This is a genomic window from Pseudomonas sp. GW821-FHT09C08 (assembly GCF_059418125.1).
Map to the genome: position 1 here is coordinate 108,003 of NZ_JBWKPG010000006.1, position 21,985 is coordinate 129,987.

Annotated in this window: 16 protein-coding genes and 1 pseudogene; 7 read left to right on the forward strand and 10 right to left on the reverse strand. The window is 62.1% G+C overall.

Features of this window, described 5'->3' with window-relative positions; translation table 11 throughout:
- Positions 1-64: 64 nt before the first annotated feature.
- The 3 genes from AC07OJ_RS21330 to AC07OJ_RS21340 are packed head-to-tail and all read left to right on the forward strand — an operon-like array spanning position 65 to position 2,387.
- The gene (locus AC07OJ_RS21330; protein WP_120448455.1) at positions 65-817 is read left to right on the forward strand and encodes an ABC transporter permease; all 753 of its coding nucleotides are present in this window, start codon (positions 65-67) and stop codon (positions 815-817) included.
- A gap of 8 nt (positions 818-825) precedes the next feature.
- Positions 826-1,587, forward strand: a complete 762-nt coding sequence (locus AC07OJ_RS21335) for an ABC transporter permease (RefSeq protein ID WP_495095127.1) — start codon at positions 826-828, stop codon at positions 1,585-1,587.
- A gap of 11 nt (positions 1,588-1,598) precedes the next feature.
- Positions 1,599-2,387: an ABC transporter ATP-binding protein gene (locus tag AC07OJ_RS21340; RefSeq protein WP_065909916.1), complete on the forward strand. Its 789-nt coding sequence runs from the start codon at positions 1,599-1,601 to the stop codon at positions 2,385-2,387.
- A gap of 376 nt (positions 2,388-2,763) precedes the next feature.
- Here the strand turns inward: AC07OJ_RS21340 and AC07OJ_RS21345 are convergent, their stop codons facing one another.
- The 7 genes from AC07OJ_RS21345 to AC07OJ_RS21375 form a co-directional block, all read right to left on the reverse strand.
- Entirely contained in the window at positions 2,764-4,374 is a 1,611-nt protein-coding gene (locus tag AC07OJ_RS21345; RefSeq protein ID WP_106804080.1) for a GMC family oxidoreductase, read from the reverse strand.
- 26 nt (positions 4,375-4,400) lie between these two features.
- Positions 4,401-5,618 (reverse strand): mandelate racemase/muconate lactonizing enzyme family protein, encoded by a 1,218-nt coding sequence (locus tag AC07OJ_RS21350; RefSeq protein ID WP_065909902.1) that lies wholly within the window; start codon positions 5,616-5,618, stop codon positions 4,401-4,403.
- A 1-nt stretch (position 5,619) separates the two neighbouring features.
- On the reverse strand, positions 5,620-6,933 hold the full coding sequence (locus AC07OJ_RS21355) for an MFS transporter (protein WP_495095128.1): 1,314 nt from the start codon (positions 6,931-6,933) through the stop codon (positions 5,620-5,622).
- A gap of 142 nt (positions 6,934-7,075) precedes the next feature.
- Positions 7,076-8,500: an aldehyde dehydrogenase gene (aldA, locus tag AC07OJ_RS21360; RefSeq protein WP_495095129.1), complete on the reverse strand. Its 1,425-nt coding sequence runs from the start codon at positions 8,498-8,500 to the stop codon at positions 7,076-7,078.
- 122 nt (positions 8,501-8,622) lie between these two features.
- Positions 8,623-10,068, reverse strand: a complete 1,446-nt coding sequence (locus AC07OJ_RS21365) for a mechanosensitive ion channel domain-containing protein (RefSeq protein WP_315413323.1) — start codon at positions 10,066-10,068, stop codon at positions 8,623-8,625.
- Positions 10,069-10,234: 166 nt separating this feature from the next.
- Positions 10,235-11,101 (reverse strand): pirin family protein, encoded by an 867-nt coding sequence (locus tag AC07OJ_RS21370; RefSeq protein WP_495095130.1) that lies wholly within the window; start codon positions 11,099-11,101, stop codon positions 10,235-10,237.
- A 76-nt stretch (positions 11,102-11,177) separates the two neighbouring features.
- A complete protein-coding gene (locus AC07OJ_RS21375) occupies positions 11,178-12,383 on the reverse strand; it encodes a multidrug effflux MFS transporter (protein WP_495095131.1) in 1,206 nt (401 codons plus the stop codon).
- A gap of 102 nt (positions 12,384-12,485) precedes the next feature.
- Here AC07OJ_RS21375 and AC07OJ_RS21380 point away from each other — a divergent pair, with 102 nt between their 5' ends.
- The 4 genes and pseudogenes from AC07OJ_RS21380 to AC07OJ_RS21395 all read left to right on the forward strand — a co-directional run bounded on the left by AC07OJ_RS21380 (position 12,486) and on the right by AC07OJ_RS21395 (position 18,641).
- The gene (locus AC07OJ_RS21380) at positions 12,486-13,592 is read left to right on the forward strand and encodes an efflux RND transporter periplasmic adaptor subunit (RefSeq protein WP_495095132.1); all 1,107 of its coding nucleotides are present in this window, start codon (positions 12,486-12,488) and stop codon (positions 13,590-13,592) included.
- Between the two features lie 2 nt (positions 13,593-13,594).
- Entirely contained in the window at positions 13,595-16,678 is a 3,084-nt protein-coding gene (locus AC07OJ_RS21385; RefSeq protein ID WP_106804086.1) for an efflux RND transporter permease subunit, read from the forward strand.
- A gap of 275 nt (positions 16,679-16,953) precedes the next feature.
- Positions 16,954-18,336 (forward strand): annotated as a pseudogene (locus AC07OJ_RS21390) (RHS repeat-associated core domain-containing protein); the annotation flags it as partial.
- On the forward strand, positions 18,333-18,641 hold the full coding sequence (locus AC07OJ_RS21395; protein ID WP_120448440.1) for a contact-dependent growth inhibition system immunity protein: 309 nt from the start codon (positions 18,333-18,335) through the stop codon (positions 18,639-18,641). The pseudogene AC07OJ_RS21390 and the gene AC07OJ_RS21395, both read left to right, overlap by 4 nt.
- Positions 18,642-18,850: 209 nt before the next feature.
- Here AC07OJ_RS21395 and AC07OJ_RS21400 read toward each other — a convergent pair whose 3' ends face one another.
- From AC07OJ_RS21400 to AC07OJ_RS21410, 3 genes are all read right to left on the reverse strand, one after another.
- Positions 18,851-20,080 carry a M20/M25/M40 family metallo-hydrolase gene (locus tag AC07OJ_RS21400; RefSeq protein WP_495095133.1) on the reverse strand — a complete coding sequence of 410 codons (1,230 nt, stop codon included), beginning with the start codon at positions 20,078-20,080 and terminating at the stop codon, positions 18,851-18,853.
- A gap of 48 nt (positions 20,081-20,128) precedes the next feature.
- The gene (locus tag AC07OJ_RS21405) at positions 20,129-21,187 is read right to left on the reverse strand and encodes a diguanylate cyclase (RefSeq protein WP_495095134.1); all 1,059 of its coding nucleotides are present in this window, start codon (positions 21,185-21,187) and stop codon (positions 20,129-20,131) included.
- Between the two features lie 82 nt (positions 21,188-21,269).
- Positions 21,270-21,902 (reverse strand): LysE family translocator, encoded by a 633-nt coding sequence (locus AC07OJ_RS21410; protein WP_495095135.1) that lies wholly within the window; start codon positions 21,900-21,902, stop codon positions 21,270-21,272.
- Positions 21,903-21,985: the final 83 nt, after the last annotated feature.

Below are 21,985 nucleotides of genomic sequence, written 5' to 3' on the forward strand. Positions count from 1 at the left end.
GATTCAGTGATGTGGCACATGTCTTGCGATAGCTGCTGGGTATTCAGCTGAATTAAGACTTGCCATGCGCCTGCTTCGATACCTCACCTGGCTTATCTCACCCGTGGCCCTGCTGGCCGTCTGGACGCTGGTGGCCCACCTCGGGATTTTCCCGCGCAACCTGCTGGTACCGCCCGCCCAGGTGCTGCAGACCTTCGAAGACCTGCTGGCCAGTGGCGAGCTGCTCGAACACCTCGGCAACAGTCTGTCGCGCCTGGGCCTCGGCTTTGGCATCGGCTCGCTGTGCGGGTTGGCCTTCGGTGTGCTGATGGCGCTGTCGAAAAACGTCGAGGCGTATTGCGGCCCGCTGTTTCATACCCTGCGCCAGATCCCCAGCATCGCCTTGATCCCGATGTTCGTGCTGCTGTTCGGCATCGACGAAACCTTCAAGATCATCATCGTCGCCAAGACCGCGTTCTTCCCGGTGGCACTGGCCGCTGGCGAAGGTGTACGGGGCATCCCGCGCAGCTATTTCGAAGTGGCGGACGTGTATCGCCTGCGCTGGCCGACTTTTGTGCGCCTGGTGGCCCTGCCCGCTGCGGCGCCGCCGATCATCACCGGCTTTCGCATCAGCCTGACCCGCGCCTGGGTGGTGCTGGTGGCCACTGAATTGCTGGCCGCCGACAGTGGCCTGGGCCAGATGATCGAGATGGCGCGGCAGATGCTGCGCATAGACGTGGTGATGGTCGGCGTGGTGGTCACCGGAGTGATCGGTTTTACCCTCGACTATGCCTTTCGCCGCATCGAACAACGCCTGTTCCGCTGGCAAACCCGCTAGGAGTTCCGATGCTGCCTGTATTGAAAAAAGCCCGTGGGCTGTTGCTGCCGCTGCTGCTGATCCTCGCCTGGGAATATGCCTCTCGCCAGGACGCCGCCGGCGCGTACGCGTTCGTGCCATTGTCGGCAATTGGCTCGGCGCTGCTGGAGATGCTTGGCAACGGCGAACTGCTGGTCAACCTGCTGGCGAGCCTGGCGCGCACCAGCAGTGGCCTGGCTCTGGGCATTCTGTTCGGGGTGACGCTGGGGGTGCTGATGGCGCTGTCCAGCGTGGCCAACCGCTTGATCAGCCCGTTGTTCCATGCGATTCGCCAGGTGCCGATGCTCGGCTGGATCCCGCTGATTGCCATGTGGTTCGGCAATGGCGAGTTCTCCAAAGTGCTGATCGTCAGCCTGGCGGCGTTTTACCCGATGGTGCTCAACACTTACCAGGGCTTCAGCCACGTCGAGCGCCGCTACCGCGAAGTCGGCCAGGTGCTGGTCCTCACCCCGCTGCAGCAATTTACCCAGGTGCTGTTGCCGGCAGCCTTGCCGAGCATCGCCACCGGTGTCCTGCACGCGCTGGCGTTTGCCTGGGTAACGGCGATCGGCAGTGAGCTGTTCCTGTCCTCGGGCGCCGGCCTGGGCAACCTGATGATGAACGCCGAGGCCGGCTCGCGCATGGAAGTCATCGTGCTCAGCGTGCTGTGCATCGGCTTGCTCGGCTACCTGATGACCCTGTTGTTCACCCTGCTGAGCCGCCACCTGCTGCGCTGGCGCAACCTCCGTTGAAAGGCCTCGATATGAATGCAATCGCCCACGCTTCCCTTCATCAACACGTGCAGACTGGCGCCCTGCAGATTCGCGGCTTGAACAAAGCTTATCGAATCGAAGGCCGCGCCTTGCCGGTGCTGCAGGACATCCACCTCGACGTACGCCCGGGTGAATTCGTCAGCATTGTCGGCGCCAGCGGCTGCGGCAAATCCACCTTGCTGCGCCTGATCGTCGGGCTGGAAGCCGAATACGAAGGCGACATCCTGCTCGACGGTAAACGCATCGCGTCCACCAGCCTGGAGCGCGGCATCGTGTTCCAGGACCACCGACTGTTCCCGTGGATGACCGTCAGCCAGAACATCGCCCTGGCGCTGAAAAACCACGCGCTGCCCGCGGCCGAAAAAGACCGCCAGGTCGCCGAACACATCGCCCTGGTCAACCTCAGCGGCTTTGAAAACGCCTACCCGCACCAGCTTTCGGGCGGCATGGCCCAGCGCGCGGCCATTGCCCGGGCGTTGATCAACAAGCCCAAGGTGTTGCTGCTGGACGAGCCGCTCGGCGCCCTCGATGCCCTGACCCGCGTGCACCTGCAGCGTGAGTTGCAACGCATCTGGGTGCAGCAGCGTTGCACGGTGATCATGGTCACCCACGACATCGAAGAAGCGCTGTACCTGGGCGACCGGGTGATCGTGATGGATGCCCATCCGGGACGGATCAAGCATGAAATCCAGGTCGACCTGCCGCACCCGCGCGACCGCGCCTCGCCGGTGTTGCAGGGCTACAAGGAGCAGTTGCTGGAAGAATTGGTCGGGCACTGATCTGTCCTGCCCGCTCCCACATTGGGGGATGCATCGGCCACTGATGCGGCGCAAGGCCCGGCAATTTCAGCCACACCGCCAAAATCCAGGCTTCACACCAATCAAAAATGTGGGAGCGGGCTTGCCCGCGAAGGCGGTGTGTCAGTCGCTGGAAGTGTCGATTGATCCACCGCTTTCGCGAGCAAGCCCGCTCCCACATTGGGGATGCTTTGGCCACTGATGCGGCGCAAGGCCCGGCCATTTCAGCCACGCCGCCAAAAACCCAGGCTTCACACAGATCAAACATGTGGGAGCGGGCTTGCCCGCGAAGGCGGTGTGTCAGTCGCTGAAAATGTCGACTGACACACCGCTTTCGCGAGCAAAGCCACTTCCCCACTCAAGCATCCTCGAGAATCAGATCAGCGCCCTTCTCTGCCACCATCAGCACCGCCGCGTGGGTGTTGCCCGAGGTCACGTTGGGGAAGATCGATGCATCGACGATGCGCAAGCCCTGCAGGCCGTGCACTTTCAAGCGTTTGTCGACCACCGACACCTGCGGGTCCGAGCCCATGGCGCAGGAGCCGCACAGGTGGTAGATCGATCCGCTGTTTTCGCGGAAGTACTGCAGCATCTGCTCATCGGTCTGCACCGCATCGCCGGGCAATACTTCGGCCACGGTGATGCCCTTGAGCGCGGGCGCCTGCATGATCTTGCGCATCAACCGGCTGCCCTGGATCACCTCGTCGATGTCCTTCTCGGTGCTCAGGTAGTTGGGGTCGATCAGTGCCGCGTCCCGTGGGTTTTTCGAGGCGATGCGAATGGTGCCGCGGCTGGTCGGCCGGCACGGGTTGAAGCACAGCAGGAAGCCGGAATACGGCTCGGGCTTGAGGCTGGCCTTGTTGTTTTTCGGGATCTGGTACGACAGCGGATTGAAGTACAGCTGCAGGTTCGGGTCCTTCTGCGCCTCGTTGCCACGAAAGAATCCGCCCGCCTGGTTCACGCTCATGGCCAGCGCGCCCTTGCGGGTCAGCAGGTACTTGAGGCCCAGTTTCAACTGGCCGAACAGCGAGCTGAGTTCGTCGTTCAGGGTCGGGATATTGGCCTTGTAGTAGTAGCTCGCGCACAGGTGGTCCTGCAGGTTCTCGCCCACCGCCGGCAGGTGCTTGACCAGCGGGATCGCATGCTCGGCCAGCAGGTGCCGGTCGGCAACCCCGGACAATTGCAGGATCTTCGGCGTGTCCACTGCACCGGCGCACAGGATCACTTCCTTGCGCGCGCTGAAGGTGCGCGCCACGCCGTGCTGGGTGACGGCAATGCCGGTGGCGCGCTGCTGGTCGTCGAACAGCACGCGGTCGACCAGTGCATGCAGCTCCACCGTCAGGTTCGGCCGGCCCAGCGCCGGGTGCAGGTGCGCAAAGCTGCTGGAGCAGCGTTCGCCGTTGCGGGTGTTGACGTCATACAGGCCGGCGCCTTCGAAGTGCGGGCCGTTGAAGTCGTCGCTGTGGGCGTAGCCGAGCTGTTCGCAGCCCTTGAGGAAGACGTCGCAGATCGGGTGGGTCTGGCCCTTCATCGGCGTGATGCTGATGGGGCCGCTGCCGCCGTGGTACTCGGTGTCGCCCAGCGGGTGATTCTCCAGTTTGCGAAAGTACGGCAATACGTCCGCAAAGCCCCAGCCGTCGTTGCCGTTCGCGGCCCAGTCATTGAAGTCATGGGCCTGGCCGCGCACGTAGATCATCGCGTTGATCGAGCCCGAGCCGCCCTGCACCTTGCCGCGTGGCGCGTAGATTTCGCGCCCGGCCAACTGCTTTTGCGGCTGGCTGTAGTACATCCAGTTGAAGGTCGGGTTGTAATACATCTTGGCGAATCCGACCGGGATCTTGAACCACCAGGAGCTGTCCTTGCCGCCGGCTTCGAGCAGCAACACCGAGTATTCGCCCGAGGCGGACAGCCGGTTGGCGAGGATGCAACCTGCGGCGCCAGCGCCGGCGATGATGTAGTCATATGTCATTCACGGTTACCGCGTAAGTCGTTTTTTTAGCCCTTGGCGGGCGAAGTGTCTTTGACGTCAGCCGGCGTCGGCGCCATTTGCAGGTGCAGGCGCTGACCGCTGTACGGCGTGTGTTTGCGCACCACGTCCATGTTCAGTTCCACGCCCAGGCCCGGCTCGGTGGACGGGATGATGTAGCCGTCCTCCCATTGCAGCGGCTTGGTCAGCACTTCGGCGTGGAAGCCGCCCCAGGTCATGATGCTTTCCTGGATCAGGAAGTTCGGTGTGCAGGTCGCCAGCTGGAAACTCGCCGCCGCGCCAATCGGGCCGTTGTACAGGTGCGGCGCGATCTGCGCGTAGTACGCCTCGGCCATGCTCGCGATTTTCTTGGCTTCGAGCAGCCCGCCGCAGCGCGCCACGTTCATCTGCAGGATCGACGCGCCGCCGGCCTGCAGCAGCTTGAAGAATTCATACTTGGTGGTCAGCCGTTCGCCGGTGGCAATCGGGATGCTGGTCTTGGCCGCGACTTGGGCCATGGCGTCTTCCTGGCCCGGTGGCACTGGCTCTTCGAACCACAGCGGGTCGTATTTTTCCAGGCGCTTGGCCAGGCGGATTGCCGACGACGGCACCATCTGCCCGTGGGTGCCGAACAGCAGGTCGCATTTGTCGCCCACCGCTTCGCGGATCTTGCGGCAGAACGTCTCGCAGCGTTCCAGCACTTCCAGCGAAATCTGGTGGCCGGAGTACGCGGTGTAAGGGCCGGCCGGGTCGAACTTCACGGCGGTGAAGCCTTTGTTCATGTTGTCGATCGCGCATTCGGCGGCCAGGTCCGGGTCGTCGTAGTCGTACTCGCCTTTGCTATTGACCGGGTACAGGTAGGTGTAGGAACGCAGGCGCTCGTTGACCTTGCCGCCCAGCAGCTCGTAGACCGGCTTGTTGGCGGCCTTGCCGATGATGTCCCAGCAGGCCATCTCCAGGCCGCTGACCACGCCCATCATGGTCAGGTCCGGGCGCTGGGTGAAACCGCTCGAGTAGGCCTGGCGGAAGAAGCGCTCGATATGGTGCGGGTCATGGTCGAGCAGGTAGCGCTCGAACACATCCTCGATGATCGGCAGCATGGCCTTGGGGCCGAACGTCGCGGCGTAGATCTCGCCGACACCTTCGATGCCGCAGTCGGTCTTGAGTTTGACGAACAGCCAGTACATGCCACCGATGTGGGGCGGCGGGACGGCAACGATATGGGTTTCAAGGGCGACGATTTTCATCTCAGGCACCTGTCTGGTTGAATTTTTTACGGTTGATTCGGGCGCGCAGCGTCAGGGCCGCAAGGGTGCCGAGCACGCCGATGAAGGCGATGTAGCCGAAATACAGGTTGTAGCCGGCCTTGCCTGGGTAGGTGTCGGTCAGGTAGCCGTTGATCAGCGGGATAAAGGTGTCCGGCAGGTACCCCACCACCGAGACAATGCCGATGGCCAGGCCAGTGATGCGCAGCGGGATGTCGCAGCTGTCGAGAATGGCCCAGTACAGGCCGCGAATCGCGTAGGTCATCAGGCCGATGAAGATCACCGTACCGATCAGCAGGCCCAGGCTGTTGAAGGCCGGGAACACGATCAGCCCGAGCATGGCCAGGGTTACCAGGGCCAGCGCGACGATCAGTACCGAGATATTCGAGAACTTGTCACCCAGCCAGCCGCCGCCGATGCCGCCGATGGGGCGCATCCACAGCTTGATGGTGGTGATGGTGCCGGCCATCACGGCGGTCATGCCGCTGCCTTGCAGGTAGTCCGAGAAGCTGTAGGTGGCCCAGAACATGTGGTAGCCGCAGAACACAATCGCGGTGACCAGCCACAGCTCGGGGATCTTCACCAGGGTCGCCAGGTCGGCGATCAGGTTGAACTTGCCCTTCTCGACCGCTGGCGTTTCAGCCATGGATTTCGGGTCTTTCAACAGCACCAGCACACAGCCGATGGCGATGCAGGTGAAGGAATACAGGTACACCACCTGCTTGAAGCCCTCGCCCGCCGACTCGCCCCGGGTTTCGGTGGCAAAGGCGAACAGGCCCAGGGCCACGGTCGCCAGCAGCGCTTCCACCAGGCCGCGACCGCCATCGAGGATGCCGAAGAAGCGGCCCTGCTCGCTGTGGTGGGCAATCATCTTCACGCGCTTGAGCACCGAGGCCCAGAACGTCAGGCCGGTGGTCAGGCCCCAGCAGCCGAAGATGATCATCAGGCCGGTCATGGACGGCACGCTGGAGTACCACAGGCCCAGCGCACCGGTGGCGACCAGTGAGAAAAAGATCAGGAAGCGCGGCGGCAGCCGGTCCGCCAGCCAGCCGCTGGGCAGGTAGCTGAGCAGAAAGATCGTGCCGAGCATCGAGTACAGGTAGCCCAGTTGACTGTGATTGATCTGGAATACATCGAGCATGGTGGTCTGGTAGACCTGGCGCAGGTAGAGGATCGGGTAGATCGCTCCGGCGGCGAGAACCAGCAACATCAATTGGAAGTAGCGACTGGCAGTGTCGCTGTTTTTTGCCGCGGGCACGGCAGCGGTACCCGGGGCAACGGGTGCAGGCTTGGACATCTTGATGACCTCGGGCACCCACTGTGCGGATGCCCTGATAATTGTTTTTATAGAGGCAGCTGCCAGCCTCAAGCTTCAGGCGGCCAGTAAACCTTGCACGCCTTGACTTGGAGCTTGCAGCTCAACACTTGTAGCTGCTTGGCTAGTACTTCATGACCACCAGGCGGGTCTGGGTGAACTCAAGCATCCCGTGCTTACCGTCATCGCCGCCCAGACCCGAGCGTTTCCAACCGGCGTGGAAGCCCTGGTACGGGTCCGCCGGGGTGCGGTTGACGTACAACTCGCCGGCCTCGATGGCATTCGCCACCTTCATTGCCGTGCGGTAGTTCTCGGTATAGAGCACCGATGACAGGCCGAACTGATGGTCGTTGGCCATCGCCAGGGCTTCGTCGATGTCGCGGTACTTGAGCACCGGCAGCACCGGGCCGAAGATTTCCTCCTGGATGATCTCCATGTCCTGGCGGCAACCGCTAAGCAAGGTCGGCGGGTAGAAATGCCCCGGGCCGTCTGGCAGTACACCGCCGCTTTCCAGTACAGCACCGGCGGCGACGGCGCGCTCGACCATGGCATGGACAGTCTTTTGCGCGCTGGCATTGACCAATGGCCCCATCAGGCTTGGGTCCTGGGCGCGGTCGCCGAATTTCACCGCGCTGATCCTGGCTTTGAGCAAGGCGAGGAAGCGGTCGTAGACGGCTTCGTGCACGTACACGCGCTCAACCGCCGTGCACAGCTGACCGCAGTGGGTGGTCTTGGAGGCGACGATGGCGCTGGCGGCAGTTTCCAGGTCGGCGTCCGCCTCGATGATCGCCGGGGTCTTGCCGCCCAATTCCAGGGACGGCTTGGCAATATTGGCCTTGCAGTAGTCCAGCACGATGCGCCCGGCATTCACACTGCCGGTGAGCGTAATCAGCCCGACCGCCTTGTGCGTGCAGACGCTGGCGGCGGTGGTGTGGTCCATGGTCAGGATGTTGATCACCCCGGCTGGAATCCCGGCCTTGACCACTGCCCTGGCAATCGCAAACGCCGACAGCGGGGTGTTGTTGCTCGGGCGCACCACCACGGTATTGCCGGCGATCAGCGCCGGGGCGATTTTGCGCAACAGGGTGTAGACCGGGTAGTTGAACGGAATCAGGCAGGCGACGACGCCAATCGGCTCGCGTTGCAGGAACAGGTTTTCGTCCGGGGTATCGCTGGGGATGATCTCGCCTTCGATGCGCCGTGCCCATTCGGCGTGGTAGCGGGTGATCTGCGCGGCGTAGCGCGCTTCGTTGCTGGCGTCGCTGAGGCTTTTGCCCGACTCGCTGGCCAGCGCAGTGCCGATGGCCTCGGCGCAGGCATCCAGGGCATCGGCGAATGCCCGCAGGTGTTCGGCGCGTTCGATGCTGGTGAGTTTGCCCCAGGTTTTCTGCGCGACAGCCGCGGCATCGACGGCGGCAATCGCCTCATCGGCGGTGGCGGCACTGACATGGCCGACCACGGTTGCAGTGGCCGGGTTATACACGGCGATCAGAGCATCGCTGGCAGGTTCGACAAAGTGACCGTTGAAAAAATTGCGCTCGAGTTGCATGTGGTTCGCCCAACGTTGTTGTTATCCGAGTGACATGCAGTTTTGTCATCGGCCAGCCGTTGGACAAACGATTTATTGCGCGGGGTAACGTGCGAAAAACGCAGGTTAGTCGGTTTTACACCTCACAGGCCGCGTTGGCGCAGCCACTGCAGGAAGCCCTTCTTGGCCGGCACCACCGGTGCCTCCTGGGTCAAGGCCTGCGCGGCGTGGACGCGGAAATCCAGCAGCGCCTTCATGGCTTCGCTGATGTCATGGCGCGCATCCAGGCACGGTTTCAAGTATTCCTTCTCGATGCGGTACAGGGTGCAAAAGGTCTTCGCCGAAAAGTCGGCCAACGCGGCCTCATCCGACAGGATCCCCGCCTCGCCAATCACTTCGCCCGGGCCCATGCGCCCGGCTTCGAATTTGCGACTGCCCTTGGTCAGCATCACCGAGACCACCCCCGACTCGACGATAAACAAATGATCGCTGACCTCCCCGGCTGGCAGGATCATCTCGCCGGCGCGGTAAGTGTGCAGGGTCATGTTCTGGCTGAAGGTGTCTTTCTCCTCCTGGCGCAAGGTCGAGAAAATCGACGAACGCTCCAGCAACGCCCGCGCGGCGGACATGGCCGGTGGCGCGCCGCTTTCCGTGGCCGACAGCAACCCCACGCCCGCCGCCTGCAGGTGCCGGAACGCCAGGTCGTAGAGCTGGTTGCGCACCTCGCGCTTGAGGGCCATGGCCGGCACGAACCCGCTGATTTCATACTCGACGCCGCCACTGGCGGAGGTCTTGAACGCGACGCTCGGCGCGGGCGTCGCCAGCAGCGGCCGGCAGCCCTGCATTGCGCGCTCGAGTGCTTCGATCACGGTTTGCGGGCGTGCATGGGGGCTCACCTGCAGGCTTACCGCGAGGCCGAACATGTCCGCCGGGCGCGAGAAATTGATGATCTTGGCCTTGGCCGCCAGCGAATTGGGGATCACCGCCATGCTGCCCTGGGAGGTTTGCAGGCGCGTGGCGCGCCAGTCGATATCGGTGACGCGGCCTTCGGTGCCGTCAATCGAGATCCAGTCATCGATCTGATAGGGCTTGGTGGTGTTGAGGACGATCCCGGAAAACACATCGCTCAAGGTGCTTTGCAAGGCCAGGCCGACAATGATCGCCACCGCCCCGGACGTGGCGAGCACGCCTTTGACCGGCAGGTCGAGCACGTAGGCCATCGCGGCGATGATCGCGATCAGGAAAATCACCGCGCCCATCAAATCCTGCAACAACCGCCCGGTATGCCCGACCCGTTGCATCATCACGGTGCCCAGCAACACCGTCAGCGTGCGCGCCGCAAACAGCCACCAACCGATCTGCAAGGCCGTGGCGGCCAGGTGCAAGGCGGTGTTGTCGGTGTAGGGCGCGAGTTGCATGGGGTTCATGCCGTCGTTGAACAGCACGGCGCTAAACACCGCGAAGATCGCCAGGCGCGCGGCGAGCTTCCAGTTGGCGAGATTGGCGGAGATCAGGCGCCACACGGCGATGTCGATAAAGATCAGCGCCACGGCGCACAACATCGGGTGATCAGCGATAAATGAGGGCATCCAGGCGACTCCAGGGCGAATGACGGGAAGATCGCATGAAATCGGAACGCTGGAAACAAAATGTGGGCGCTGGCATGCCTGCGATGCAGGCGCCTCGGTGTATGCGTTACACCGCGCTGATGCTATCGCCGGCAAGCCAGCTCCCACAGGGTTTTGCAGCGGGTCGTCAGGCGTGCATCTGCCCGAACTTGCCCGAGTGGAAATCCGCAAACGCCTGATGGATTTCCTGCTCGGTGTTCATCACGAACGGGCCGTGGCCGACGATCGGTTCGTCGATGGGCTCGCCGCTGAGCAGCAGCACCTTGGCGTCGTCATTGGACTCCAGGGTGAGTTGGCTGCCATCACGCTCGAACAACGCCAATTGGCCTGGGCGCGCAACCTCTTCGCCGTTGATCAACAGCGTGCCGCTGAGGATCACCAGGGCGGTGTTACGTCCTGCGTGCAGCGCCAATGTCACGGGTTTGCCGGCGTTGAGGCGCAGGTCCCACACGTCGACCGGGGTGAAGGTGCGTGCAGGCCCACGGGAGCCGGCAAACTCACCGGCGATCAGGCGCAGGTGCCCGGCGTCGTCGGGCAGCGGCAGCACCGGGATGTCACCGTCGACAATCGTCTGGTAGCCCGCGTCGGCCATTTTGTCCTTGGCCGGCAGGTTGACCCACAGTTGCACCATCTCCATCACCCCGCCGCTGCGGGCAAAGGCTTCGGAATGGAACTCTTCGTGCAGGATGCCCTTGGCGGCCGTCATCCATTGCACATCGCCAGGGCCGATCTTGCCGCCGGCGCCGGTGGAATCACGGTGCTCGACTTCACCGTCATAGACGATGGTCACGGTTTCAAAGCCGCGATGCGGGTGTTGCCCGACGCCACGACGTTGCTCGGTCGGGGTGAAATCCGCCGGGCCGGCGTGGTCCAGCAGCAGGAATGGGCTGATGTGTTTGCCCATCGAATCGTAGGAAAACAGCGTGCGCACCGGAAAGCCGTCGCCGACCCAATGGGCGCGCGGGCTGGTGTAGATGCCGATCAACTTTTTCATGGTGGACCTCCAAAGTGAATACACCATAAGTCCACAAAGTGTTGAGTACTAGCCGGCAAAAGCAGCCCTGAACGTCCTATGTATAGGACAATCCCTTGACCGGACGTTGGCGCAGCAGGTGGAAAGCCACGAATGCCGTCAACGCAAAACACGCCTGGATGATGATCATCGGCGTGGCACTGCCGTCGCGCCAGTGGCTCAGCAAAAGGCCGCTGCCGGTCGCGCCGAACATCTGCGCAAAGCCCATCAGCCCCGCGGCCAAGCCGGCGCGGTGCGCGTTGGGCATCACCCCGCCGGTGACCGCACCGGGCAGTACCAGGCCACCGCCAAGGGTCACCAGGGCAATCGGAATATCCAGGCCCAGCACAGACAGGCCGAACACCGCATAAATGCCCATGGCCGCGATACCGCCGATGGCCACCAGCGTCACGCCCATCGCTACAATCCGCTGCGGTCCCAGGCGCAGGATGTTTCGCCGCGTATAAGTGGAGCCGACGATCAGCATCGACACGATCAGGCCGAAATTGATGCCGTACTCCAGGCTGCTGAAGCCGAGCAGGTTGATAAACACCGCTGACGACCCGGCGATCACCGCAAACATGGCGCCATAGGTGCACGCCAGGGCCACGGCGAACGCGCGGTACTGGCGGCCCTTGAGCAAATCCAGGTACTGCCCGCCGAGGGTGCGCCAATGGCCGGCCTTGGGGTCGAGGTAGTGGTTGCTTTCGCGAAAAAACACCAGGGCCAGCAGCAACACCACGCTGCCAATCACCAGCGCCAGCAGGATCGGTGCGTGCCAGCCCAGCAGTTTGATCAGCAGGCCGCCAACCATCGGCGCCACCACAATGGCGTAGAGCATGCCGATCATGGTCAGCGCCAGGGCCGGCCCCGCTTCGGCCTTCCACACGTCACGCACCACCGTGCGCGCCAATACCAGTGCAGCGCAGGCGCCAAGGCCCTGCACCACGCGGGCCGCGATAAATTGCTGGATGTCGCTGACCAGCAGCATCGACAAGGTTGCCAGCACATACAGCACCAGCCCGCCGATCAGCACAGGACGGCGGCCGATGCGGTCCGACAGCGGCCCGAACACCAGTTGGCCCAGGCCGAATGCGGCGACAAACGCCGACAGCGCCATCAATGCCGAACCCGGCGGTGCGACCAATGCCTGCTCGATCACACCCAAGCCGGGGATGATCAATTGGGTCGAGACTTCACCCAGGGCCGTCAGGGCAACCAATAAAAACAGCAAGCTTCGCGAGGGTGCCGGGGCGTTTGCCATGGGGAATATCCGGGGGCTGGATTAATTTATATTTCGACCATAATATGAGTAAAAAATTATGTCCATAATTTTTTCCCCAACAGGTTTTCCCCGGAGCCCGCCATGCACCCTCTCCCCCTGCGTCTTCTCACGCCCCTGGCCCTGATGATCGTCATCAGCGGCTGCAACAGCAAAGCCGACACCGCCGCCGAGGTGCCCCCACCGCGCCCGGTTCTCGCCGCCAAGGCCGAGGCTGCCGGTACGCAGCAGAACGCCTACACCGGCGTGGTCGCGGCGCGTACCGAGAGTGACCTGGGTTTCCGCGTCAGCGGCAAGGTCATCGAGCGCAAGGTCGACCCCGGCCAGCACGTGTCCCGTGGCGATACCCTGCTGGTGCTGGACATCGGCGACTTCGAGCTGGCCCTGCGCTCGGCCAAAAACCGCGTGAATGCCGCCCAGGCGCAGCTGCGCCAGCGCCGCGATGATGAAAACCGCTACCAGCGCCTGGCTAGTACCGGCGCGGTGTCGCGGCAGATCTTCGACCAGTCGGCCACCAACCTGCGTGTCGCCGAAGCCGAATTGGCCGCGGCGCAATCCGATGCCAGCCAGATTGAAAACCGCCGCACCTACTCCGTGCTCAAGGCTGATGGTGACGGCATCATCACCGACGTGCGGGTAGATCGCGGCCAAGTGGTCGCCGAAGGGCAAATCGTCGCGCGCCTGGCCCATGACGGCGCGCGCGAAGCCATCGTCAATCTCCCGGAAAACCAGCGCGACCTGGCCTCGCAGAAAGCCCTGGCCTTCCCGTTCGGCGCCCCCGACCAGGCGGTGACCGCGACCTTGCGCGAACTCTCGGCCAGCGCCGACCCCGTGACCCGTACCTACCGCGCCCGCTATGTGCTGCACGGCGCTGTCGACCGCTTTGCCCTCGGCTCGACCATCACCGTGCGCCTGCAAGGCGACGGCCAGGCCCAGCAAACCCGCGTGCCGATCGGCGCACTGCAAGATGCAGGGCAAGGCACTGGCGTGTGGCTGATCGGCGCTGATGACAAGGTCAGCTTCGCCCCGGTGAAAGTCGCCAGCCTCGGCCAGGAGGATGCCCTGCTCGACAGCGGCGTGGCCCCCGGCCAAACCATCGTCGCCCTCGGCGCGCACCTGCTGCACAGCGGCGACGCCGTGCGCCTGCTGCCCGCCCAGGTATTGGCCCTCAACCGCAAACAGGACCACTGAGCATGCGCGGGATCAACCTCTCCGAACTGGCGGTCAAGCACCGTGCGGTCACGCTGTTTCTGATCATTGCGATCCTCGCCGCCGGGATCTTCTCGTTCGGCAAACTGGGGCGCGCCGAAGACCCGTCGTTTACCGTCAAGGTCATGACCATCACCGCCGCCTGGCCCGGCGCCACGGCCCAGGAAATGCAGGAGCAAGTCGCTGACCGCCTGGAAAAACGCCTGCAGGAACTCGACTACTACGACCGCGTCGAGACCATCGCCCAGCCGGGTTTTGTGTCGATGCGCATGACCTACAAGGAGTCCACGCGCCCCAGCGAAATCCAGGACCTGTTCTACCAGACGCGCAAAAAGCTCAGCGATGAAGCGGCGAAACTGCCCAAGGGCGTGATCGGGCCGTTTTTCAACGATGAATATTCCGATGTGTACTTTGCCCTGTACGCCCTGGAAGCCGAGCACCTGCCCCATCGGCAACAGGTGCAGATGGCCGAAGACCTGCGCCAGGGCCTGCTCAACCTGCCGGGCGTGAAGAAGGTCAATATCCTCGGCGAGCAGGCCCAGCGGATCTTTGTCGAGTTTTCCTACGAACGCCTGGCGACCCTGGGTATCAAGCCGGACCAGATCTTCGCCGCCCTCGCCGCGCAAAATGCCGTGGCACCGTCGGGCTTTGTGGAAACCGCCGGTGCGCGCGCCTATATCCGTATCGACGGCGCGTTCGACAGCCTGGCGCTGATCGAAAACGTGCCCCTGGAAGTCAACGGCCGCGTGCTGCGCATCGCCGACGTGGCCACCGTCAGCCGCGGCTATGAGGACCCGCCCAGTTACCGCATCCGCCACCAGGGCGACCCGGCGCTGATGCTCGGCGTGATCATGGAGAAACACTGGAACGGCCTGGAACTGGACAAGAGCCTCAAGGCCGAGGAAGCCAGAATCCAGGCGGACCTGCCGCTCGGCGTGAACTTCGCCAAAGTCTCCGACCAGGCAAAAAACATCAGCCTGGCGGTGAACGAATTCATGCTGAAATTCTTCGTCGCCCTGGCGGTGGTCATGGTGATCAGCCTGTTGGCGCTGGGCTTTCGCGTCGGCCTCGTGGTGGCCGCTGCGGTGCCCCTGACCTTGTCGGTGGTGTTTGTGATCATGCTGCTTACCGGGCGCGAGTTCGACCGCATTACCCTCGGCGCGCTGATCATTTCCCTCGGGTTGCTGGTGGATGACGCGATCATCGCCATCGAGATGATGGTGGTGAAACTCGAAGAAGGCTTCGACCGCATCCACGCGGCCACCTTCGCCTGGAGCTCGACAGCCGCGCCGATGCTGACCGGTACGCTGGTGACCATCATCGGCTTCCTGCCCGTGGGCTTCGCGCGTTCCGGCGCCGGGGAATATGCCGGCAATATTTTCTGGATCGTCGGCTTCGCGCTGATTTCGTCGTGGCTGGTGGCGGTGGTGTTCACGCCGTATCTGGGAGTGAAGTTGCTGCCGCAGATCAAGCCGGTACCCGGCGGCCACGACGCGATTTATGCCGGGCGTTACTACCAGAAACTGCGCACCCTGGTGCAAACCTGCGTGCAGCGGCGCTGGCTGGTGACGGGACTGGTGGTGGCGGCGTTTGTGTTGTGCGTGCTGGGCATGGGCGTGGTGAAGAAGCAGTTCTTCCCCAACTCTGATCGGTCCGAGTTGATTCTTGAGGTGTACATGCCGCCCGGCAGTGCCTTCAAGAGCACCGAGGCGGTGGCCGCGCAGCTGGAAAAAGCGCTGCTGCAAGAGCCGCAGACCCACCTGGTGGACACCTACGTGGGCGGCGGCGCGCCACGCTTTTTCCTCTCGCTGAACCCCGAACTGCCGGACCCGGCGTTTGCCAAACTGATCGTGCAGACCCCGGACTCCCACGCCCGCGACGCACTGAAATTGCGCATGCGCGAGCGGATTGCCGCAGGTGAGTTTCCAGCGGCACGGGTGCGCGTGACGCAACTGCTGTTCGGTCCGCCGGTGCCGTTCCCGGTGGTGTTTCGCGTCAGCGGCCCGAACCTGGATGTACTGCGCGGGGTGTCTGAGCAGGTACGCAAGGTCGTCGCCGCGAATAAGCTGACCAAGGACGCGTTCCTCGATTGGGGCGAGCGCACCAGCGGCTATCGCCTGGTCCTCGATCAGGACCGCCTGCGCCTGCTCGGCTTCACGCCGAACGAGGTCAAATCACAGCTCAACGCCTTGCTCAGCGGCAACCCGATCACCGAGGTGCGCGAAGGCAACCGCACGGTGTCGGTAGTCGCCCGCGCCCAGGGCAACCAGCGTGAGAACCTCGGCAATCTCAACAACATGACCCTGACCAACAGCGCGGGCACTTCGGTGCCGCTGGCCCAGGTAGGGCATTTCCAGGCGGTGATGGAAGAACCGATCCTCAAGCGCCGCAACCGCGCGACCACCGTGGAAGTACGCGCCGACATCATCGACGGCGTGCAGCCGCCCGACGTGGAAATGGCCGTGTACAAAGACCTGCAGCCGCTGATCGCGCAGCTGCCTGCCGGTTACCAGATCGACATCGGTGGCCCGGTAGAAGAAAGCGCCAAGGCCAACGTCGCGCTCGCGGCGCTGTTCCCGATCATGATCCTGCTGACCCTCACGGTGATCATGTTCCAGGTGCGCTCGTTTGGCGTGATGTTCATGGTCTTCGCCACTGCCCCTCTGGGCTTGATCGGCGCGGTGCCGACCTTGCTGCTGTTCAACCAGCCGTTCGGGTTTAACGCGATCCTGGGGCTGATCGGGATCGGCGGGATCCTGATGCGCAACACGCTGATCTTTACCGACCAGATTCGTCAGAACCAGGACCACGGCATGCCGATTCGCGAGGCGATCATCGAAGCCACCGTGCGCCGTGCGCGGCCCGTGATATTGACGGCACTGGCGGCGGCACTGGCGTTCATTCCACTGACGCTGTCGGTGTTCTGGTCGTCCCTGGCGTATGTGCTGATTGGTGGGGTGCTGGTAGGCACGGTGTTGACGCTGTTATTCCTGCCGGCACTCTGCAGCCTGGTGCTGGGCCGGGAGAAGACAACTGCCGCTGAAACATCCCACCTGACTGCCGGATAAGCACTACAGATATCACTTAAAAACCGCTGCAAAGTCCCTCGCCTGATCACACAGTGCGAGGGATTGCAGATGTTTTTTTTCGATAGCCCCGCCGTTTTGGTGGGGGCGCCTTGATCAACGCCACCAGCCAAACCATCGGCCTCCTGCTGCTGACGGCCATGGATGCCAAGACGCGTGACGTCGAAGCCGTGCTCAGCGACTTCAGGCGCTGCCTCAATTCCTACGAAACCTTGGCGCAAAGCGTCCTCAGCTCTTCGGCGCTGGATGTCGAGCAGGTATTCAAGGTCGGCCGTGACTACGACGACCATCAGCGCCTGCACGCCCATGCCGTCAGTCAACAGCAGCACACCCTTTACCAACGCCAGTACGACTACGACAAATCCGGCAACCTCACCCGCCTGCTCGACACCCGCAAAGGCAAACACCACTACCACTACGACCCCCTCGCCCGCCTGACCCGCGCTGACCATTCACAGGATGTACAAGAACGCTTCGGCCACGACCCGGCCGGTAACCTGTTGATGCAAGACCGTCCCGGTCCGGACATCGTCGCCGGCAACCGGCTGATGATCCAGGGCGACCGCCATTACGACTACGACGCCTTCGGCAACCTGATTCGCGAACGACGTGGCCGTGCGCACGCGCTGATCACTGAATACCGCTACGACTGCCAGCATCGGTTGATCGGCATCACTCAGCCCAACGGGCAAACCGCGAGCTACCGCTATGACCCGTTTGGACGGCGGATCAGCAAAACCGTTGATGACATAACCACGGAGTTTTTCTGGCAAGGCGACAAGCTGATTGCCGAGCATCACGCGGATCGGCATCGCAGCTATCTCTACGAACCCGACAGCTTTCGGCCGCTGGCGTTGCTCGAGGGCTTCGGCCCAAAAGACACCAAGGCCTATCACTACCAACTCGACCACCTGGGCACCCCACAGGAACTCACCGCACCGGATGGCGAAATCGTCTGGTCCGCGCATTACCGTGCCTACGGAGAAATCAGCCGCCTAGACGTCGGAAAAGTCGACAACCCGCTGCGCTTCCAAGGCCAGTACTTTGACCAGGAAAGCGGGCTGCACTACAACCGCCATCGCTACTACAATCCGGATGTTGGCCGCTACCTGACGCCGGACCCGGTGAAGCTGGCGGGTGGACTTAACAGCTATCAGTACGTACCCAACCCTACAGGGTGGGTAGATCCGCTGGGACTAAGTTGTAAGAGTGGTGCGTGTCCTGGTAAAAACGTTGATCCCAATCAAAAGAAAGAGGTATCCGAAGGAGTCTTACATAAGCATGAAAATTCTGGCGGGCATCTGATCAGGAAACACGTAGAACAGACCGATGCGCAATTAGTTGAAAGGCTTAATACGGAGCCGCACATACCAGCGGCATCGACATTCAAAACACTAGAGGAAGCGGATGCTATTGTGTCTATAAGTTTGGTCTCTCGCCAGAAGGAGATTTCCAAATTTCTAGCAGGAACAAAAAACAAACATATTATTAGAGAACACTCCACCCAAACAGTGGGGCTGAGCGTTATAAGAGGTACAACAGAGTCGATTCCTGTCCATAAGTTTATGTTAGTTTTGATTCGAAAACCTGAAATGCCAGACGGCTACCTATTACTGACTGGATATCCCATAGAAAAATGAATAACCAACTAACTGAACTTCAGCAATTCTTTGGCGCCTATTTTAACCAAGACTGGCCAGAGGATCATGCCTCAGCCGACGAGGTCATTGACACCTTTTTACTAGACTCATCGAAAGAAGTTATCTCTGCGGTAAGGTGTGAAATCCTGGATCTAATTGCCTCTTACAAAAACGAGTCAGACTTTCAAGACAACCTGCTGCACGAGCAATATTGCTACTATTACTACCCCAGTCAATGGGCATCCGGACCACTATGGCTGAACCATGTTGTTCGTAAGTTCGATAACTACTTACTCGAAAAATAAAACAAACCAGAATACTCATATAGGGGAAGTAGTGAAGCGTTTAAACGCTGATCACCGCGAGCGCGCGTGCTCACGTTGGGCCGCGAAGCGGCCCCAGTGCAGGCAGTGGGTACTTTCAGGTAAATCAGTATTTGTCGATTCTGGGGCTGCTGTGCAGCCCCACGCAGGGCAAGCCTGCTCACCACAAAAGAGAGTCGCTCAGCGGAAAATCAGCGCTTCGACAGCTCCATAATCATCCGGCTCAGCAGATAAATACGCGGCGCCACGCTTTCCACTTCCGCGTATTCCTCCGGTGTGTGGATATTCCCGCCGACGATCCCAAACCCATCCAGTGTCGGGGTGCCCACGCCGGCGGACAGACTCGCATCCGCCGCGCCACCACTGCCTTCAATTGTTAGCTTCTTGCCCAACTCCCCATAGATGCCCTGGGCAATCGCGACCAGTTTGTCCGACTCCGGCGTCTGCGGCATCGGTGGCAGGCCCCGCAACAGGCTGGTCTTCACTTCGGTGTCGGGGATCAGCTTGTTCGCCGACACTCGCGCGAGGTCTTTTTCGATCCGATCAAACTCTTCCGGCAGCGCCGCGCGTACATCCGCCTTGGCCGTGGCCTGGTCGGGGATGACGTTGACGCGGTCGCCGGCCTTGAGCACGGTGAAGTTGATGGTGGTTTTCTTCTCTTCGTCACCCAGCTTGCCCAGTTGCAGGATCTGGTGCGCGGCTTCCATGGCGGCGTTGCGCCCCAGTTCCGGCGCGACGCCGGCGTGGGCGGCCTTACCCTTGACTTCGACCACGGCGGTGGCGCTGCCTTTGCGCCATACCACCAGGCCATCCGCTGGGCGGCCAGGTTCGAGGTTGAGGGTCACGTCGTGGGCCTTGGCGGTTTTGCGGATCAGGTCCGAGGCGGCGTCGGAACCGGTTTCTTCGCTGGCATCGAGCAGGAAGGTGATCTGCGCGTAGTCCTTGAAGCCCTGGTTTTTCAGGACTTTGAGCGCATAGATGCCGGCGACGATGCCGCCCTTGTCATCCATCACGCCCGGGCCATAGGCGCGGCCGTCCTTGATATGGAACGGGCGCTCGGCGGCCGAGCCTTCCTTGAACACGGTGTCCATGTGCGCCATCAGCAGGATCCTGGCCTTGCCGGTGCCCTTGAGGGTGGCGATCACATGGCTGTTATTGGCGGCCTTGTCCGGCACCAGTTCAATCGTGAAGCCCAGTTGCTTGAGTTCATCAACGGCGATGTCGCGCACTTGGGTCAAGCCCGGCTCGTAGCCGGAGCCCGAGTCGATGTTCACCAGGCGCTCCAGCAGTTTCAGGGCGTCGGCCTTGTACTGTTCGGCGTCTGCCTGGATCTGTTTGTGAGGTTCGGCACTGTAGGCCGGCATTGCGAAGGACAAGGCCAGGGTGGCGGCCAGGAGGGTACGTGGAAAGTTGAAGAGCATGGACCGATCCTTGTTTTTTATTGGGAGGTGCCGCCACACCCTACCCCACTAGATCGATCGCAACCAACTCCCTTGTACGGAACTGACGCGGTTACGCCCACTGCTCTTGGCCTCGTACAACGCCTGGTCGGCGTCGTTCAGCCAACTGGTGGAATCGGCGTGGGCCGAATGATACGGCGCCAGGCCGATGCTCAGGCTGACACGCAGGGTCGGGTCCTGGGCGTAGGCCAGCGCATTGAAGCGATCACGCAAGGCGTCCATGACTTCGGTCGCGCGGTTGAGCGGCATGTCCGGCAGGATCACGCAGAATTCGTCCCCGCCATAGCGCCCGGCCAGGTCAGTGGCGCGCAGGTTCTGGCGCAGCACCTTGCTGAGTTGGCGCAGGACGATATCGCCGGTGACATGCCCGTAGGTGTCGTTGATGACTTTGAAATGATCAATGTCGATCAACGCAATCGCGGCACCCTGTTGCTCGCGGCGGCAGCGTTGGAATTCGATTTCCAGGTGGTCTTTCCAGGCGCCGTGATTGAGCAGGCCGGACAGGCTGTCGGTGCGGCTCAACGCCAGCAGCTCACGTTTGTGGCGGGCCAGCGTCACCGCCTGGCGATAGCAGATCCAGCCGAGGGCCAGCGGGTACAGCATCAGGATCGGCAGGCACGCGTAAAGCTGGGTCTCGGTGGTCACCGCAATAAACGCCGGGGTCAGGATCAGCATCGAGCTGCCAATACCCAGTGCCTGCGCCACCCAGCCCGCGAGCATGAAACGCGGGCCGCCGATGGCCACGTTGTTCATGGTCATCATCGACAGCGTGGTCACGCTGGGCAGTGGATTGAAGTGCATGGCGCCGACCCAGAACCCGCCACAGAAGGAATCGAACAACAGGTTGCGGCGTTCACTGCGCAGCGTTTGGGCGCTGCGCAACGAGAGTTGAAAGGCCACGTGCGGCCACGCGAACGCGTTGATCAGCATCCAGGCCCACAGCCATGCAGGTGGGTTCAGCGGATACATGCCGAACACCACGCAGACGAAACCGAGCGTCAGCCCCAGGGTACGGGATTTGTACAGCCGTGAAGCGAGCGGAAGTCCGTTTCCTTCTGCAGCTGACATGGTGGGGTGAGATCCTGAAGGAATGCCTGGAGTCTATCAGGGCACGGGCAGATCGCCACTACCGCTCATAAGGCTGTCACCGTCAGTGTGCAAAGCCGCGCGCCAGCATCAGCGCCACCCCCAGCAGCAATACTGCCGTGACCCGCTGCAACAGCACTCGGCGCCGGGGATTTTCCAGCACGTGCTTGATGCGTTGACCGAAGTAGCAATACAGGCAGCCGCTGGCAAATTGCAGCAGCAGAAACGTCAGCCCGAGGATGGCGATGTCCGTCATCGAGCTGTGCTCCCCTGCCCCGGCGAATTGTGGGAACACGGCACTGAACATGATGAGGGTCTTGGGGTTGGAAAACCCGGTGAGCAAACCCTTGCCGAACAGGCCGCGCGCGCCGTCCATGGCGCCCACCCGGTCTATCGACACGCCGCCGCTGGTCCACTGCCGGTAGGCCAGGTAAAGGATGTAGGCCACGCCGACCAGCTGGATTCCTTGGGTGACGGCCTGGTTGCCCTTGATCAATTCCGAGAAGCCCACGGCGAAGACCAGGATCGAAATCAGGTAAGACACACTGGCGCCGAGCTGCGCCGGGAGTGAACTGCGCAGGCCGGCCTTCAGGCCCAGGCTCAACAGCAGCAACGTCATGGGGCCAGGGCTGAAGGTCATGGTGGCGCAAAACAGCAGGAAGTAGAGAAACGAAGAAAGCGTCAATGCGCTGGTCATGGCGTGGACCTTGGGTAAGAAGACCTGCAGTCTAGGCAAGCAGCCGTGTACAAGGCAGGTAAAGTAAGGCCTAATCCGCCCTG

Excerpts from the sequence above, each read along its gene's own strand:
- AC07OJ_RS21330 (WP_120448455.1), top strand. The coding sequence starts at position 65 with ATGCGCCTGCTTCGATACCTCACCTGGCTTATCTCACCCGTGGCCCTG.
- AC07OJ_RS21335 (WP_495095127.1), top strand. The coding sequence starts at position 826 with ATGCTGCCTGTATTGAAAAAAGCCCGTGGGCTGTTGCTGCCGCTGCTG.
- AC07OJ_RS21340 (WP_065909916.1), top strand. The coding sequence starts at position 1,599 with ATGAATGCAATCGCCCACGCTTCCCTTCATCAACACGTGCAGACTGGC.
- AC07OJ_RS21345 (WP_106804080.1), bottom strand. The coding sequence starts at position 4,374 with ATGACATATGACTACATCATCGCCGGCGCTGGCGCCGCAGGTTGCATC.
- AC07OJ_RS21350 (WP_065909902.1), bottom strand. The coding sequence starts at position 5,618 with ATGAAAATCGTCGCCCTTGAAACCCATATCGTTGCCGTCCCGCCGCCC.
- AC07OJ_RS21355 (WP_495095128.1), bottom strand. The coding sequence starts at position 6,933 with ATGTCCAAGCCTGCACCCGTTGCCCCGGGTACCGCTGCCGTGCCCGCG.
- aldA (WP_495095129.1), bottom strand. The coding sequence starts at position 8,500 with ATGCAACTCGAGCGCAATTTTTTCAACGGTCACTTTGTCGAACCTGCC.
- AC07OJ_RS21365 (WP_315413323.1), bottom strand. The coding sequence starts at position 10,068 with ATGCCCTCATTTATCGCTGATCACCCGATGTTGTGCGCCGTGGCGCTG.
- AC07OJ_RS21370 (WP_495095130.1), bottom strand. The coding sequence starts at position 11,101 with ATGAAAAAGTTGATCGGCATCTACACCAGCCCGCGCGCCCATTGGGTC.
- AC07OJ_RS21375 (WP_495095131.1), bottom strand. The coding sequence starts at position 12,383 with ATGGCAAACGCCCCGGCACCCTCGCGAAGCTTGCTGTTTTTATTGGTT.
- AC07OJ_RS21380 (WP_495095132.1), top strand. The coding sequence starts at position 12,486 with ATGCACCCTCTCCCCCTGCGTCTTCTCACGCCCCTGGCCCTGATGATC.
- AC07OJ_RS21385 (WP_106804086.1), top strand. The coding sequence starts at position 13,595 with ATGCGCGGGATCAACCTCTCCGAACTGGCGGTCAAGCACCGTGCGGTC.
- AC07OJ_RS21395 (WP_120448440.1), top strand. The coding sequence starts at position 18,333 with ATGAATAACCAACTAACTGAACTTCAGCAATTCTTTGGCGCCTATTTT.
- AC07OJ_RS21400 (WP_495095133.1), bottom strand. The coding sequence starts at position 20,080 with ATGCTCTTCAACTTTCCACGTACCCTCCTGGCCGCCACCCTGGCCTTG.
- AC07OJ_RS21405 (WP_495095134.1), bottom strand. The coding sequence starts at position 21,187 with ATGTCAGCTGCAGAAGGAAACGGACTTCCGCTCGCTTCACGGCTGTAC.
- AC07OJ_RS21410 (WP_495095135.1), bottom strand. The coding sequence starts at position 21,902 with ATGACCAGCGCATTGACGCTTTCTTCGTTTCTCTACTTCCTGCTGTTT.